This is a genomic window from Halorubrum aethiopicum (assembly GCF_001542905.1).
GTDB lineage: Archaea > Halobacteriota > Halobacteria > Halobacteriales > Haloferacaceae > Halorubrum > Halorubrum aethiopicum.
In genome coordinates, this window is the sequence record NZ_LOAJ01000001.1 from 663,990 (window position 1) to 677,835 (window position 13,846).

At 71.5% G+C, this 13,846-nt stretch carries 14 protein-coding genes; 6 read left to right on the forward strand and 8 right to left on the reverse strand.

The genetic code is table 11. The features are described 5' to 3' along the window. The first annotated feature begins 23 nt into the window (after positions 1 to 23). The 4 genes from AXA68_RS03205 (at position 24) to AXA68_RS03220 (ending at position 3,861) form a co-directional block, all read left to right on the forward strand. Complete coding sequence (locus AXA68_RS03205; RefSeq protein WP_066412733.1) at positions 24 to 536, forward strand: DUF5809 family protein; 513 nt, start codon at positions 24 to 26, stop codon at positions 534 to 536. 70 nt (positions 537 to 606) lie between these two features. Then, the gene (locus AXA68_RS03210; RefSeq protein WP_066412739.1) at positions 607 to 1,710 is read left to right on the forward strand and encodes a DoxX family protein; all 1,104 of its coding nucleotides are present in this window, start codon (positions 607 to 609) and stop codon (positions 1,708 to 1,710) included. A 110-nt stretch (positions 1,711 to 1,820) separates the two neighbouring features. Then, complete coding sequence (locus AXA68_RS03215) at positions 1,821 to 3,107, forward strand: glucose-6-phosphate isomerase (protein ID WP_066412741.1); 1,287 nt, start codon at positions 1,821 to 1,823, stop codon at positions 3,105 to 3,107. A 25-nt stretch (positions 3,108 to 3,132) separates the two neighbouring features. Beyond that, a complete protein-coding gene (locus AXA68_RS03220) occupies positions 3,133 to 3,861 on the forward strand; it encodes a CPBP family intramembrane glutamic endopeptidase (protein WP_066412744.1) in 729 nt (242 codons plus the stop codon). A 61-nt stretch (positions 3,862 to 3,922) separates the two neighbouring features. On the opposite strand, the gene AXA68_RS03225 is transcribed toward AXA68_RS03220, so the two are convergent. Further along, positions 3,923 to 4,813, reverse strand: a complete 891-nt coding sequence (locus AXA68_RS03225) for a mechanosensitive ion channel family protein (protein ID WP_066412747.1) — start codon at positions 4,811 to 4,813, stop codon at positions 3,923 to 3,925. Between the two features lie 60 nt (positions 4,814 to 4,873). Beyond that, complete coding sequence (locus AXA68_RS03230) at positions 4,874 to 6,199, reverse strand: DNA double-strand break repair nuclease NurA (RefSeq protein ID WP_066412749.1); 1,326 nt, start codon at positions 6,197 to 6,199, stop codon at positions 4,874 to 4,876. A 272-nt stretch (positions 6,200 to 6,471) separates the two neighbouring features. Here AXA68_RS03230 and AXA68_RS03235 point away from each other — a divergent pair, with 272 nt between their 5' ends. Further along, positions 6,472 to 8,418 (forward strand): methyl-accepting chemotaxis protein, encoded by a 1,947-nt coding sequence (locus tag AXA68_RS03235; protein WP_066412752.1) that lies wholly within the window; start codon positions 6,472 to 6,474, stop codon positions 8,416 to 8,418. A gap of 15 nt (positions 8,419 to 8,433) precedes the next feature. Here the strand turns inward: AXA68_RS03235 and AXA68_RS03240 are convergent, their stop codons facing one another. The 6 genes from AXA68_RS03240 to AXA68_RS03265 form a co-directional block, all read right to left on the reverse strand. Then, the gene (locus AXA68_RS03240) at positions 8,434 to 8,889 is read right to left on the reverse strand and encodes a hypothetical protein (RefSeq protein WP_066412756.1); all 456 of its coding nucleotides are present in this window, start codon (positions 8,887 to 8,889) and stop codon (positions 8,434 to 8,436) included. Beyond that, a complete protein-coding gene (locus tag AXA68_RS03245; RefSeq protein ID WP_066412760.1) occupies positions 8,889 to 9,341 on the reverse strand; it encodes a DUF2240 family protein in 453 nt (150 codons plus the stop codon). Before AXA68_RS03245 ends, AXA68_RS03240 begins: the two co-directional genes overlap by 1 nt. 109 nt (positions 9,342 to 9,450) lie before the next feature. Then, entirely contained in the window at positions 9,451 to 10,230 is a 780-nt protein-coding gene (locus AXA68_RS03250) for a LysR family transcriptional regulator (protein WP_066412763.1), read from the reverse strand. A 44-nt stretch (positions 10,231 to 10,274) separates the two neighbouring features. Continuing rightward, positions 10,275 to 11,039 (reverse strand): ABC transporter ATP-binding protein, encoded by a 765-nt coding sequence (locus AXA68_RS03255; RefSeq protein WP_066412766.1) that lies wholly within the window; start codon positions 11,037 to 11,039, stop codon positions 10,275 to 10,277. Next, positions 11,039 to 11,755, reverse strand: coding sequence for an ABC transporter permease (locus AXA68_RS03260; protein WP_066412767.1), 717 nt, complete (start codon positions 11,753 to 11,755; stop codon positions 11,039 to 11,041). The genes AXA68_RS03255 and AXA68_RS03260 overlap by 1 nt, the downstream gene beginning before the upstream one ends. 2 nt (positions 11,756 to 11,757) lie before the next feature. Then, a complete protein-coding gene (locus AXA68_RS03265; RefSeq protein WP_066412769.1) occupies positions 11,758 to 12,690 on the reverse strand; it encodes a substrate-binding domain-containing protein in 933 nt (310 codons plus the stop codon). Between the two features lie 162 nt (positions 12,691 to 12,852). On the opposite strand from AXA68_RS03265, the gene AXA68_RS03270 reads away from it, so the two are divergent. Beyond that, positions 12,853 to 13,839, forward strand: coding sequence for an NOG1 family protein (locus AXA68_RS03270; protein ID WP_066412772.1), 987 nt, complete (start codon positions 12,853 to 12,855; stop codon positions 13,837 to 13,839). The last annotated feature ends 7 nt before the right edge of the window (positions 13,840 to 13,846 follow it).

Consider the following 13,846-nt stretch of genomic DNA (forward strand, 5'->3'; position numbering starts at 1 on the left):
CCCCTCGACGGCAACGACCCCGTATGGAAACGAGGGGCGTGTTCGCGCCGGCGACCCGCGAGGAGGCGAGGGAGCGCTACGAGGAGATCGGTCCGGCCGCGCAGGTGATCGTCCGGGAGACGGCGAAGGCGATGGAGTTCGACGCCGACGAGTACGCCGATCGCGTCACCTCGGCGGTCGTCGAGACCGCCCGCGACGCGACCTTCGCCGAACTGCTCGTCGTCCACCTCGCCGGCCGCGAGGAGTTCGACGCGTGGCTGGCGGACGCCGAGTTCGACCCCGACGACGTCGTCGAACTCGGCTCCGAACACGTCGACCGGGTCGCGTGGCACCCCGTCCCCTTCGCCGGCGTCGTGGTCGCGACTACCTTCCAGGACGGCCCCGACGCGGCCGCGAGCACTCTCCGCCGCAACGCGTTCGGCCGGGTGTATCGCGACGTCTTCGCCGACGACGCCGACGGAGAGGGCGCCGGGTCCGACGCTGGCGGGTCCGACGCCGACGGGGCGGATGTCGACGGATCCGACGCCGACGAATAGCTCCGCTTCGCGGTCGTTCGCGACGCGGATCCGACACGTACCTTAGGTGGCTGTGGGCCGTAGGCGGTCCATGCCCAACCGATCGACCCCGGTCGCCCTCCTCGCGGCGGTCGCGTCCCTGATCGCGATCGCCGCCCGGCCGGTCGCCGCCCACGTCGACTACGTCACCGAGAACTCCGGCGACCCGGTGGACGCGGTCGCGTTTCTGGTCGATGTGCTCTCGGAGCCGTTCAACGCCGCCGTGTTCGCCGGCTCCGGACTCGTCGTCGTCGCCGGGATCGCGGCGTACCTGTGGGTGCGGCCGACGATCCGCGACGTCGTCGTGCTCCGCGAGAAGCTCGCCGGCTACGGCGACCTGGTCCCGTGGATGCTGCGGCTCTCGATCGGGCTCCCGCTCGTCGGGGCGGGCTTCCAGGGGTACCTGTTCGCGCCGACGCTGACGTTCGAGCCCGCCTCGAGCCCCGTCCTCCGGGTACTCTTCATCGGGATCGGCTTCTGTGTCCTCTTCGGGCTCGCGACCCGGATCGTCTCCGCGGTCGGCCTCCTGACCTTCGCGTGGGTCCTCCTCGCCGTCGATCCGGGCGTCGTCATCGCGATGGAGTACGTCTCCGTCCTCCTCGCGCTGCTCGTCCTCGGCGGCGGCCGGCCGAGCGCGGACGACATGCTCTTAGAGGTCGCGAGCACGCCCGGCACCTACTACGGCCGGGTCGACCCGGTCCACCACCTGAAGGCGTTCCTCGACGAGTCGACGGCCCCGCTCCGCGAGTACGTCCCGACGCTGCTCCGGGTCGGCATGGGCGTCACGTTCGTCTACCTCGGGCTGATCCAGAAGCTGGCGGACCCCGCGAGCGGCCTGCTCGTCGTCGAGAAGTACGACCTGACCGCGGTCGTCCCCGTCGACCCCGGGCTCTGGGTCGTCGGCGCGGGCGTGACCGAGATCGCGGTCGGCCTGGCGCTTATCGCGGGCTTCTTCACCCGCGGCGCGGCCGCGGTCTCGTTCGTCCTCTTCACGACCACGCTGTTCGGACTCCCCGACGACCCCGTGTTGGCCCACGTCGCGCTGTTCGGGCTGGCGTCGGCCGTCTTCACGCTCGGGTCCGGGCCGCTCTCGTTCGACCGCTGGTTCGGCCGACCCGCCCTCGACGACGGCGAGCCGGCGATCCCCGCGGACTGAGCCGCTCGGAAGCGGTCGACCTCACGTCCCATCGCCGTCGACGTCCACTCCTCCGACGCCCGCGACCCCCGTCGGCCCACGCTTATGACCCGGCGGGCCGTGCCCCGCGTATGGACGTAGACATCGGCAACGCCCTGAAGGCCCAGCCGGGGCTCACGGAGGGGACGCTCGACCGGCTCGACGGCCGGGTCGCGGCCGCCCACGACCGGATCGCGCGCGGAATGGCCGCCGACGAGTTCGGCTACGCCTCCCTGAACCTGCCCGAAACCGCCGACCCGGTGGCGATCCGCGCCGCGGTCGAGCCGTTCGACGAGCCGGCGGCGGTCCTCACGGTCGGGATCGGCGGGAGCGCGCTCGGCGCGGCGACGCTCGCGGACGCGCTCGAGAGCGACGTGGACGCGTACTTCCTCGACAACGTCGACCCCGACGCGGTCGACGCGCTGCTCGCCGACCTTCCGCTCGCCGACACGGTCGTCAACGTGGTCTCGCGGTCGGGGACCACGGCGGAGACGCTCGCGAACTTCCTCGTCGTCCGCGAGGCGATGGACGCGGCGGGCGTCGACTGGACCGATCGCACCCTCGTCACGACCGGCGAGGCGGGGAACCTCCGGCGGCTCGCGGAGGCGCACGACCTGCCCGCGCTCGACGTGCCGGAGGGGGTGCCCGGCCGGTTCTCCGTCCTCTCGACGGTCGGGCTCGCGGTCGCGGCGATCCAGGGCCACGACGTCGAGGCGGTGCTCGCGGGCGGGCGAGACGGGATGGACGCGCTCGCGGGGTCGCTTTACGAGTCGCCGGCGTACGCCTACGGCGCGACGGCGTACGCGCTCGCGGAGCGGGGCGCGCTCACCAACGCCTTCATGCCGTACGCGGAGTCGCTGGAGACGTTCGCGGAGTGGTTCGCCCAGCTGTGGGCCGAGAGCCTCGGGAAGGACGGGCTCGGCCAGACGCCCGCCCGCGCGCTCGGCGCGACGGACCAGCACTCCCAGCTCCAGCTGTACCGCGCCGGGCCGGCGGACAAGCTCGTGACGCTCGTGCGCCCGACCGAGCGCGCCGACGCGCCGATCCCCGAGACGGATCTGGAGGGGCTCTCCTACCTCGGCGGCTCCTCGCTCGGCGACCTGCTGGACGCGGAGTTCGCGGCGACGGAGGCGAGCCTCGCGGCCGCCGACGTGCCCAACGTCCGGATCGAGATCGACCGCGTCGACGAGCGGAGCCTCGGTGAGCTGCTGTTCGGGATGGAAGCGGCCTGCGTGCTCTACGGCGAGCTCGCGAGCGTCTCGACGTTCACCCAGCCGGCCGTCGAGTGGGGCAAGAAGGCGGCCCGCGGCCTGCTCGGCGGCGGCGACTTCCCCGAGGCGGAGGCGGTCGCCGACAAACGCGAGTTCCGGATCGACTAACACTGCGGGTCGCGTACGTCCGGCGATGACGGAGGAACTACCTCCCGTGCTGGATCGGGCGGTCCGCGTCGCGAGCGCGGCCTTCGCGATCGTGTTCGCGCTCGTCGTCGCGAGCGCGGTCGCCACGCCGGTCGCGGACCTGGCGGTCCGGCTCGGCCTCGTCGCCGACGGCGGAAACGGGTGGCAGCTGCTCCGGACGCTGGGCCAGTTCGCGGGGTTCCTCGTCGCCGCCGCCGGGTACCTCGCGATCACCGACCAGCGGGACCTCCTCCGGATCGCGCGGCCGTCGCTCCGGGAGGTCGGGATCGTCGTCGGCGCGGGGATCGCCCTCCTGGCGCTCCAGTACGGATCCCTCTTCGTCCTCCGGGAGGTCGGACTCTCCACCGGACAGAACCGGGCGGTCGTCCCCGCCGGCGACCCGGTCGGGTACTACGCCGCGATGGTCGCCGTCTCGCTTCTCGTCGTCGGCCCGGTCGAGGAGGTGTTGTTCCGCGGCGTCGTCCAGGGCGGGCTCCGCCGGGCGTTCGACGCCGCCCCGGCGATCCTGCTCGCGAGCCTCCTGTTCGGGCTGATTCACTTCTCGGGTATAACGGGGACGCCCGCCGAGCGATGGGCGTACGTCGGGGTCGTCGTCGTGTTGGGCTGCGTGCTCGGGCTCCTCTACGAGCGGACCGAGAACGTTCTGGTCCCCGGGCTCGCTCACGGCGTGTACAACGCCGCGATCTACGCGGTGTTGCTCGCGAACGCGCTCTGAGGTCGAGGTCGAGGTCGGACCGACGGATCGGGTTCCTCCGTCCGTCGCTTCCGGCGGCGGGTCACGTCTCGCCGTTCGAACGCTCCGTCACGGCGATCTCGCCCGAGAGCGACTGCGCCGACGGGGGCGCGATCGTGATCCCCTCCTCGTCGAACCGCCGTTTCACCTCCCGACGGAAGTCCGACCGGAGCGTCGCGACGTCCCTGTCGCCGGGGTCGTCGATCCACAGCTCCGCCTGTACCGTGATCGCGTTCTCCCCGAGCTCGAGGACGCGCGCGTTCGGTGCCGGTTCCTCGAGGATCGGCTCCCGGTCGGTCGCGACCGCCCGAAGCTCCATCAGGGCCCGCTCGACGTCCTCGCCGTAGGCGACGTACACCGTCTCCGTGATCCGGTAGGTGTCCCGGCCGTAGGGCCGGGTGAGCGCGTTGCTCGTGAGTTCGGTGTTCGGCACGGCGATCGTCTCGTTGTTCGGCGTCCGGACCCGCGTCACCCGGAAGTCGACCGCCTCGACGGTGCCCTCCCCGCCCGGCCACGCGATCCAGTCGCCGACGTTGAAGTCGGGGTCGGCCACGAGGAAGATCCCGCTGATGAGCGACCCGAACACCTGCTGGCCGGCGATGCCGAAGACGAACGTGATGGCCGCGATGACGATCGCCGAGTCGGTGAGCACGCTCCCGTAGCCGGCGGCGATCACGCCCGTCAGCGTCGCGAACCCGATCAGCGCCACCCGGAGGTACGTCTTCACCGCGGACTCGATCGTGGGGTTGTTGCGGTTTCGCGCCCGCACGACTCGGATCACGGACGGGACGACGACGACCTGGCCGACGAGGTAGACGACCGCGAGCGCGAGGAGGAACCAGAACAGCTCCGAGAACACCCGATCGTACGCCGATACGAGCTCCGTCATCCACCTCGGCAGCGCCGTCCCGCCGGTCGCGCTCTGGCCGATCATACCGACGCGTCGCGTCGCACCGACAAAAAGCCCGGATCGGCGGGGGCCGACCCCGCTCGGTCAGTACCGGTCTTTCCCCCACCGATGGTCGTCGTAGGTCGCCTGCCGGTCGCTGTCGAACCGCTCCTCGAACTTCCGGCGCAGGGCGGCCTTCTCCGTGGCGTCGATCCGCGCGAGCGCGTCCGCCTTCCCGACCGCCGCGGGCGGTCCTCTGGTGGTCGCCACGTCCGCGAGCACCTGCCGGGTCAGCCGGTCGCGCGTCTCCTCCTCGCGGGTGAACGCGTAGGGTGCCTCCAGCTTGTAGGTCACGTCGGTCCGCGGGTCGTACAGCACCATGAACGTCGGCTCGTACAGTTCGGGGTCGAGGTCGCGGTCGATCCCGAGCGCGTCGGCGTCGGCCGCCATCGTCCCGTCCGCGCCCCCGCGGCTGTGGAACCAGGTCGTGAACGTGAGCTCGTCGTCGAGGCGGGCGTCGCTTCCCCATCCGTCGGTGCTCCCGCCGCCACCGTTGCTCCCGTTCCCGCCGTTTCTCCCGCTTCCGTCGCCTGCGTCCCTCCCCTCCTCCCGCCGCTCCAGGAGTCGGGTGAAGAGCGCGGTGTCGTCGGGCCAGGGCGGCTCGAACCCCTTGCGGGCGAGCGTCCGGACGATCGTCCGGCTCGAGGGGTTCTTCACGAAGCCGGCGAGGGGCACGTCGCGCTCGACGAACCGCTCGACGAGCCGGACGTACTTCTCGACGACCGCGCGGGGTTTCGCCTCCCGCGCGAGCTCGCCGAGCTCCGGGTCGCGGTCCTCCCAGGTGAAGAGCTCCTTGGGGTAGATCGGGCCGTCGAGCACGAGGAGTTCTCCCACCTCGTCGGCGTGGTCGAGCGCGTGGGTCCCCTCCGCGAGGTAGAGCGCGAGCGCGTGGACGACCCCCTCGGCGTACCGGTTCACCCGCGGCGCGTGGAGCACGCGCTGGCGGGTGTGGCCGTCGTCGCGTCTCGTCCACTCCCCGTCGAAGTCGGCGGTCGAGTCGCCCGCGTGGACGGTCGCGACGATGGTGCGGTCGCGGTGGAGGTCGAGGTCGGTCGGCTCCGCGGCCATCGCCGCGTGCGCCACGTCGACGACCAGCCCGTTCTTGAACGTCGTCGGGTTGATCGTCCCGGAGTCGAGCCCGTGGACCGTCCCGAAGGGGCGTTCCGCGAGCGCCACGTCGTCGATGGGCGCTCGCCGGCGCTCGTGGCCGGCGACGGGCTCGATCACGACTCGGCCGTCACGCCGGAGCCCGGTCAGCCAGTCGTCCCACACCCGCCCCGCGAGGTCCTCGTGGTCCGTCGTGTCCACGTCGCCCGCGATCCCGTACGCGAGCCGCGCGATGTTCTCGACGTGGATCGGATCGAGGGTCACGCCCGTACTGCGACCCGGATCCGTATAAATGGCGTCGCCCGCGCGGCCGGTGGTCGGCGGTCGGCGATCGGCGGAACCGACGAGCCCGACCGCGTTCGGCGATCCCGGTCGAGTTCGACTCCCGTCGAGAGATCGGCGAAGACCTCCCCTCGAACGCGGTCCGGCGTGTTCCCTGATAACTGTCGGTACGGGAGCCGTCGTCCCGGATCCGGGAGTATCAGCGATAATATTCGGAGCCGGGGGTATTTGGTCCGGTACGACGATCGACGTTCATGGCTGAATCAACGGTCGGATCGTCGACGGGGGACCGCGGTCCGTCGGGCGGGGCGGACGGTGGCGTCGCCGGGCCGCTCGGCGGACTCAGAGAGGTTCTCGCGTACGTGCCGGACGGCACCTCGATGCCCGAGGAGATGTGGCGGCCGCGCCACCGAAACATCCTGATCGCCATCGCGGCGCAGATCCCGATTCTCGTCGCGTTGGGCGTGTACTCGGGCACCGAACCGTTCACCGGCGCGGAGATCCCGAACACGCCGACGTGGATGCTCGGCGGGATGCTCGCGGTCATCCTCGGCACCGGACTGCTCGCGACGTGGTCGGGGTTCGACCGCCGGACCCGGACCGTGCTCGCGACGTTCAGCGGGCTCACCATCTCGATGGCGCTCGTGAAGCTGTCGGGCGGCTACATCGAGGCGCACTTCCACTTCTTCGTGTTCATCGCGGTGGTCGCGGTGTACGAGGACTGGCTCCCCTTCGGACTCGGGATGGCGTACGTCGCGGCCGGCCACGGGGTGTTCGGCCTGATCGACGCGAGCTTGGTGTACAACCACCCCGCCGCGATCGCCAACCCCGTCGTCTGGGGCGGGATCCACGCGGTGTTCGTCACGGCGCTCGCGGGCGCGCTCGTCGTCAACTGGTACTCGATCGAGAAGTCCCGCGAGGAGGCCCGCCGACAGCTCGAACTGGTCGAGAGTCAGAAGGCCGAGATACAGGACGTCGAGGCGGCCAAAGCCGAGGCCGAGGAGCGCCGTGCGGAGGTCGAACGGCTCAACCAACACCTCGAGACGAAGGCGGACGACTACCGCGCGACCATGGCCGAGGCGGCCGACGGCGACCTCACGGTCCGGCTCGACGCCGAGAGCGAGAGCGAGCCGATGGAGCGGATCGCCGTCGCCTTCAACGGGATGATAGACGACCTCGAGTCCACCGTACGGGAGGTCCAGTCGTTCGCCGACGAGGTGTCGGAGGCGAGCGAGAAGACGATGGCCGGGGTCGACGCCGCCGAGGAGCTGAGCGCGGACGTGGGTCGATCGATCGCGGAGATCGCGGCCGGCGCGGACGAGCAGCGCGAGATGCTCGAGGAGGTCTCGAGCGAGATGAACGACCTCTCGGCGGCGATAGAGGAGGTCGCCGCCTCGACCGAGACGGTCGCGGACGCCGCCCAGCGGACGGCGTCGATCGCCGACGAGGGCGAGGACACCGCGAGCGAGGCGATAGCGAGCGTCCGGGAGTCGCGCGACGCACTCGACTCGACCGCGGAGACGGTCAGGGACCTCGACGAGCGGATGACCGACATCGGCGACATCGTCGACCTGATCGGCGACATCGCCGACCAGACGAACCTGCTCGCGCTCAACGCCAACATCGAGGCCGCCCGCGCGGGCGGCGGGGGCGGTTCCGGATCGAGCGACGGCTTCGCCGTCGTCGCCGACGAGGTCAAACAGCTCGCCGAGGAGACGAAGGAGGCCGCGGGCGACATCGAGGAGCTCATCGCCGGGACGCAGGCCCGGACCGAGGCGGCCGTCGACGAGGTCCGGACCGCCGAGGAACACATGGAGACCGGTGCCGAGGCCGTCCGCGACGCCGGCGACGCCTTCGCGCGGGTGGCCGAGAACGCGGAGGAGACCGACGACGGGATCCGCGAGATCGGCCAGGCGACCGACGACCAGGCGGCGAGCACGGAGGAGGCGGTGGCGATGGCCGAGGAGGTCGCGGAGATCAGCCGGTCGACCGCAACGGAGACGGACGACGCCTCCGCCGCCGCCGACGAACAGCTCTCGGCGATGACGACGGCCGCGACGGAGGCCGGAACGCTCACCGACCGCGCCGAGCGACTCCGGCGGCTCCTCCGGAAGTTCGAGGTCGCGGGCGAGTCGACCGCGGACGGCCGGCCGTCGTCGGGGACTCCCTCGGTCGCGATGGGCGACGGCGGGACGGAGTGACCGTCGGGTTCGACCTCACTCCGGACCGCTCCCCGCGACCGCCTCCAGCGCCGACGACACCCGTTTCACGTCCGCGCCGTCCTCGAGGAACACGAGCGTCCGCGGCGGGCGAACCGCCTTCGGCCTGACGCGCAACCCCGCCTCGCCGGCGGCGTCGGCGACCGCCTCGGGCGCGCGGCGGAACTCGATCCGGACGCGCTCCGGCTGGACGAACACGTCCGCGACGGCGGTCCCTTCGCTCGCCTCGACGTCGTCGTCGATCACCTCCGCGTCGTCGTCGTCGCGGCCTTCGCGCTCGCCGCCGGCCCCGACGTCGACGAGCCGGAACGCCAGCGCGCCGTCGGCGGTCGGCTCGACGTCGGGGTCGGCGTCGGTCACGTCGATATCGCGGAGGCGGCCGCGGTCGCCGGTCACCTCGGAGGCGAAGAGCTGGGCGATCCGGACCCCGTCGGTCAGTCGGTCCTCGACCATCACTCGCCCCCCGAAAGCTCCGCGCGGACGTCCTCGACGAGGTGGTCGACGCGCGCCCCCTGCTCTTTCGCGTAGAGGACGGCGGCCGCCTCGATCGTCACCGCGAGCGCGCGCTGGCGCTCGTTGATCCCGGCGACCGCCCGTTGCTTCTCGACGCCCGCGGCGACGACCGCGTCGAGGGCGGTCTCGAAGGTGGACTGCTCGCGCAACACGTCCTCGTCCGGCCGGAAGTCTTCCGGGACGGCGACCTCGTCGGGGTCGAAGCGCGCGACGAGTTCGCCGTCCTCCTCGTCGACGAGCCCGCGCCCCACGGCCACGTCGACGAGCCGCTTCGCCTGATCCGGCGAGAACCACTCGCGCTCCAGCGAGAGCGCGACGACGAACTCGCCCTCGCCCAGCCGCTCGGCGGCGTGTCGCTTGAACGGGGCGGCGACGGTGGCTTCGAGGCTCATGTCCCACCCGCGGCCGGCGACCGGCGTAAACGTACCGGGTCGGCTCGTCGGTTCTCGGTTGGCTGATTGGCTGGTTGGCTAGTTGGCCGGTTGGCCGGTCGGCGTCAGATCACTCGTCGCCGTCGACTCGCTCGGTGGCATCGTCGCGGTCGGCGGCGTCGACGCCCGCGACCAGCCGCGTCGCGGTCGCCTTCCAGGCGATCCACACGTCCCGTCCCGGCCGAATGTCGAGCCGCTCCGCGCTCCCGTCGGTGACGAGCGCCCGGATCGCGTGGACCGCCTCGCCGCCGCCGGCTCCCTCGCTGCCGGTCCCCTCGACGTCAACCCGGACCGCGTGAACCGTCTCGCCGCGGTCGACCCCCTCCACCCGTCCGCGCCGCCGGTTCCGCTCGCTCGTCGCGGCCGGCTCGCGGTCGTCCCCGGCCGTTCGGACGGTCACGGCGTCCGCGCCGATCCGCACCTGGACGCGGTCGTCGACCGCGAGGCCGTCGTGGAGCCCCCACACCCTCCCGATCGGCGTCTCCACCGCGGCCAGCTCCCCCTCGACCGTCTCGACCGCTCCCGCGAGGACCGTCTCGGGCACGCCGGCGGTCGCCTCGATCGCCGCCGACAGCCGATCGTAGCGGCCGAGGACCCGGCTCCCGCGCTCGGTCAGCCGGCTCCCGCCGCCGCCGCTCCCGCCCCGGCTGCGCTCCACGAGGTCGCCGAAGGCGGCCTCCAGCGCGTCGATGCGTGAGAGCGCGCGCGCTCGCGAGCGCCCCAGATCGGCGGATGCCCGCGCGACCGACCCCGTTCGGGCTATCGCGCGGAGCAGGCTCGCGTCGCGTCCGTCGAACTCGACGTCGCCCTCGACGAGCGTCGCGCGCCCCCTCCCGGTCGCGTCGTCCATCACTCGGGAGTACCCGCGGCCGGCGGGTTAATCCCTCCGGCGGATCAGTACACCAACTCGCCGTCGATGAACCGTCTGGTCCGGGGGTCCCGCGGGTCGTCGAACACCCGCTCGGTCGGGCCGATCTCGGATATCCCCCCGTCGAGCAGCACCGCGACGCGGTCCGCGACCCGCTCGGCCTGGTGCATGTCGTGGGTCGCGACGACGACGCCGATGTCCCGGTCTCGCGCCTCGGCGATCGCGTCCTCGATGACCGCGGTGTTCCGCGGGTCCAGGTCCGAGGTCGGCTCGTCGAGCAGCAGGACGTCCGGGTCGTACGCGAGCGCGCGAGCGAACGACACCCGCTGGGCCTCGCCGCCCGAGAGCGACGCCGCGTGCTGGCCCGTCTTCCCCGTCAGCCCGACGACCTCGAGCGCCTCGGTGACGGCCTCGTGGGTACCGTTCGTCCCCACGAGCGCACGCAGCTCGTCGCGGAGCCGCTCGCCCCACGACCGGCGGACGCGTAGCCCGTACTCGACGTTGCGGGCGACCGGCGCGTCGAAGAGGCTCGCCTCCTGGAACACCATCCCGATCCGCCGTCGCAGGGCGAGCCGTTTCGCCTCGTCGACGCCCCACGCGTCCGTGCCGTCGAAGGTCACCGTGCCCTCGTCGGGCTCGAGCGAGAGCGCGAGCATCCGGAGCAGGGTCGTCTTTCCGACGCCCGAGGGGCCGATGACCGCGACCACCTCCCCGGTCTCGACGTCGATCGCGAGGTCCTCGAACACGCGGTCGCCCCCGTACGACTGGGAGACGTCGGTCGCGCGGAGCATCAGCGGTTCACCCCCTGGTCGCCGAACCGGACGACCACGGCGTTGACCGCCAACACGAGCGCGACGAGTACCGCGCCGAGCACCATCGCCGTCTCGTACTGGCCCTGGCGGGCCTCGAGCTGGATGGCGGTCGTCAGCGTCCGCGTCTTCGAGATCCCGTCCGCGCTGGTGATGTTGCCGCCGACGATGAGCACGGAGCCGACCTCGCTGATGGCGCGGCCGAACCCCGCCAGAACCGCCGTCGCGATCCCGTAGCGCGCCTCCTTGAGGACGACGAGCGCCGCGTCGAGGCGGGTCCCGCCGAGGACGCGCGCGGCGTCGCGGACGTCGTCGTCCACGCCGGTGATCGCCGCGAGGCTGATGGCGGTGATCGGCGGCGTCGCGAGCACGAACTGCGACATGATCATCGCCTCCTTCGTGAATATCAGCTCCAGCGACCCGAGCGGTCCCTGGTTGGAGACGGCGAACAACACGATCAGTCCGACGACCACGCTCGGAAACCCCATCCCCGTGTTGATCACCGACTTGACGAGCCCCTTTCCGGGGAAGTCGGTGAAGCCAAGGAAGATGGCCACCGGGACGCTGAACAGCGTGCTCAGGGTCACGGCGATGAGGCTCACGTACAGCGAGACGTAGACGATACTCGAGACGTACCCCTCCCTGAACGGGAGGTCGACGAGCGTCGGCACCAGCTGTGCGACCGGTTCGATCGGCACGCTTACGCGTCGGAGGAGTCGCTACTCCAGCCTTCCGGAACGTACTGCTGGAAGTCGGGGTCCTCCGAGACGGCCTCGGGGAAGAACAGCTGTTCCCCGTTCATCTGGTAGTTCGCGATCGCCTCCTGAGCGGCGGGGCTCGTGATCCAGCCGATGTACGCCATCGCGAGGTCGTAGTTGGCGTTCTCGTGGACGCCGGGGTTGACCGCCATGATCCCGTAGGGGTTCGAGAGGATCTCGGGACCGCCCTCGATCGGTCCCTGAACGAGGATGGTGAGATCGATCTCCGAGCGCTGGGAGATGAACGTCCCGCGGTCCGAGAGCGTGTACGCGCCCTGCTGGTTGGCGATGTTCAGCGCCTCGCCCATGCCGGTCCCGGTCTCCTGGTACCAGTCGCCGCCCGGCTCGGTGCCGGCGGCCTCCCAGAGGTTGAGCTCCTTCGTGTGGGTCCCGGAGTTGTCCCCCCGGGAGACGAACGGCGCGCCCGCGTCGGCGATGGCGGTCAGCGCCTCGGTCGCCGACCCCGTCCCCGAGATCCCCGCCGGGTCGTCCTCGGGACCGACGATGACGAAGTCGTTGAACATGAGGTCGCGGCGGTTGACCCCGTAGCCGTTGCGCATGAACTCGTCCTCGAGCCCGCGGGCGTGGACCATCACCACGTCCGAGTCGCCGTTGCGCGCCGACTCGAGCGCCGCGCCGGTCCCCTGGGCGACCGCGTCGACGCTCACGCCGTACATCTCCTCGAAGCTCCCGTGGATCTCGTCGAGCAGCCCGGTGTCGTAGGTGCTCGTCGTCGTGGTCAGCGTGAGCGTCTCGCCCGTCACGCCCGCCGAGGCTTCCTCCTCGCCGCCGCCGCCCATCCCCGAACAGCCGGCGAGCCCGGCGAGCGTTCCCGTCCCCAGCGCGGTGAGTACCTCTCGTCGTTGTATCGGCATGGAAACATCGACGACGGCGACACGAAAATAGGTTGTGGTCGCGGCGGCGGTCGGGCGCGTCCGGCGGGTCGCCCGTCGCCCCGGCCGACCCGGGCGTGTCCCGCGGTGTCGTGGAGTCCCGAAACGGACGCGCTTATACGCCTCGGCGGGGAATACCGGGACATGATATTCGAGGGCCTCCCGACGACCCCCCGTTCGGAGGAGCTCGTCGACAAGGCGTTCTCGCGGGCGGCCCGCGCCGGTCGCGCCAAGCGCGGCCACGAGGCCCAGGAGTCGATGCTGCGGACGGCCGGCAACGTGCTCTCCGACAACCTCGAGAACGTGGTCGTCTCCTGGCCCGACTTCGGCTTCGACGTCGACCCGTTCTACTACGAGCTCGCCGACGCCATCGTCGACGTCGACCGCCTCCGGCAGGCGCTCGCCCAGGTGATGTGGGCGAGCCGGCAGATCGAGTCGCTCCGCGACGAGTACACGACGAAGATCCGCAACTCCGACGTCGACGGCGCGCGGAAACACCGGAAGCAGGCGTTCGCCCGCATGGCGGACGTGATGGACCAGATCGAAGAGGACCTCCGGTACATCGGCGACTCCCGCGACGACCTCCGCGACCTCCCTGACATCCGGCCCGACGAGCCCGCGATCGTCGTCGCCGGCTACCCCAACGTCGGCAAGTCGTCGTTCGTCAACCGGGTCACCCGCGCGTCGAACGAGATCGCGGAGTACCCGTTCACGACCCGCGGCGTCCAGGTCGGTCACTTCGAGCGCGACCGCGTCCGCTACCAGATCGTCGACACGCCGGGGCTGCTCGACCGACCCGAGGACGAGCGCAACGACATCGAGCGGCAGGCGGTGAGCGCGCTCGAACACCTCGCCGACGTGGTCCTCTTCGTGCTCGACCCCTCCGGCGACTGCGGCTACCCCCTCGACGTCCAGCTCGAGCTCCGCGAGGAGGTCAGAGCGCTCTTCGACGAGTCGATCCCGATGCTCACCGTCGCGAACAAACACGACCGCTTCGACGCGGTCCGCGCGGAAGCCGTCGACGCGACGATGAGCGTGACCGAAGGGGAGAACGTCGATCGGGTCCTCGACATGGTCGTCGAGGCCGCCGCCTTCGAGCCGGACCTCCCGACCCGCGACCGCGAGGAGTAGTCGCGTC

What these genes read in the sequence shown, in the direction of transcription:
- AXA68_RS03210 (WP_066412739.1), top strand. Translation starts at nt 607, where the DNA reads ATGCCCAACCGATCGACCCCGGTCGCCCTCCTCGCGGCGGTCGCGTCC.
- AXA68_RS03240 (WP_066412756.1), bottom strand. Translation starts at nt 8,889, where the DNA reads ATGGTCGAGGACCGACTGACCGACGGGGTCCGGATCGCCCAGCTCTTC.
- AXA68_RS03255 (WP_066412766.1), bottom strand. Translation starts at nt 11,039, where the DNA reads ATGCTCCGCGCGACCGACGTCTCCCAGTCGTACGGGGGCGACCGCGTG.
- AXA68_RS03245 (WP_066412760.1), bottom strand. Translation starts at nt 9,341, where the DNA reads ATGAGCCTCGAAGCCACCGTCGCCGCCCCGTTCAAGCGACACGCCGCC.
- AXA68_RS03235 (WP_066412752.1), top strand. Translation starts at nt 6,472, where the DNA reads ATGGCTGAATCAACGGTCGGATCGTCGACGGGGGACCGCGGTCCGTCG.
- AXA68_RS03250 (WP_066412763.1), bottom strand. Translation starts at nt 10,230, where the DNA reads ATGGACGACGCGACCGGGAGGGGGCGCGCGACGCTCGTCGAGGGCGAC.
- AXA68_RS03215 (WP_066412741.1), top strand. Translation starts at nt 1,821, where the DNA reads ATGGACGTAGACATCGGCAACGCCCTGAAGGCCCAGCCGGGGCTCACG.
- AXA68_RS03225 (WP_066412747.1), bottom strand. Translation starts at nt 4,813, where the DNA reads ATGATCGGCCAGAGCGCGACCGGCGGGACGGCGCTGCCGAGGTGGATG.
- AXA68_RS03220 (WP_066412744.1), top strand. Translation starts at nt 3,133, where the DNA reads ATGACGGAGGAACTACCTCCCGTGCTGGATCGGGCGGTCCGCGTCGCG.
- AXA68_RS03270 (WP_066412772.1), top strand. Translation starts at nt 12,853, where the DNA reads ATGATATTCGAGGGCCTCCCGACGACCCCCCGTTCGGAGGAGCTCGTC.
- AXA68_RS03205 (WP_066412733.1), top strand. Translation starts at nt 24, where the DNA reads ATGGAAACGAGGGGCGTGTTCGCGCCGGCGACCCGCGAGGAGGCGAGG.
- AXA68_RS03265 (WP_066412769.1), bottom strand. Translation starts at nt 12,690, where the DNA reads ATGCCGATACAACGACGAGAGGTACTCACCGCGCTGGGGACGGGAACG.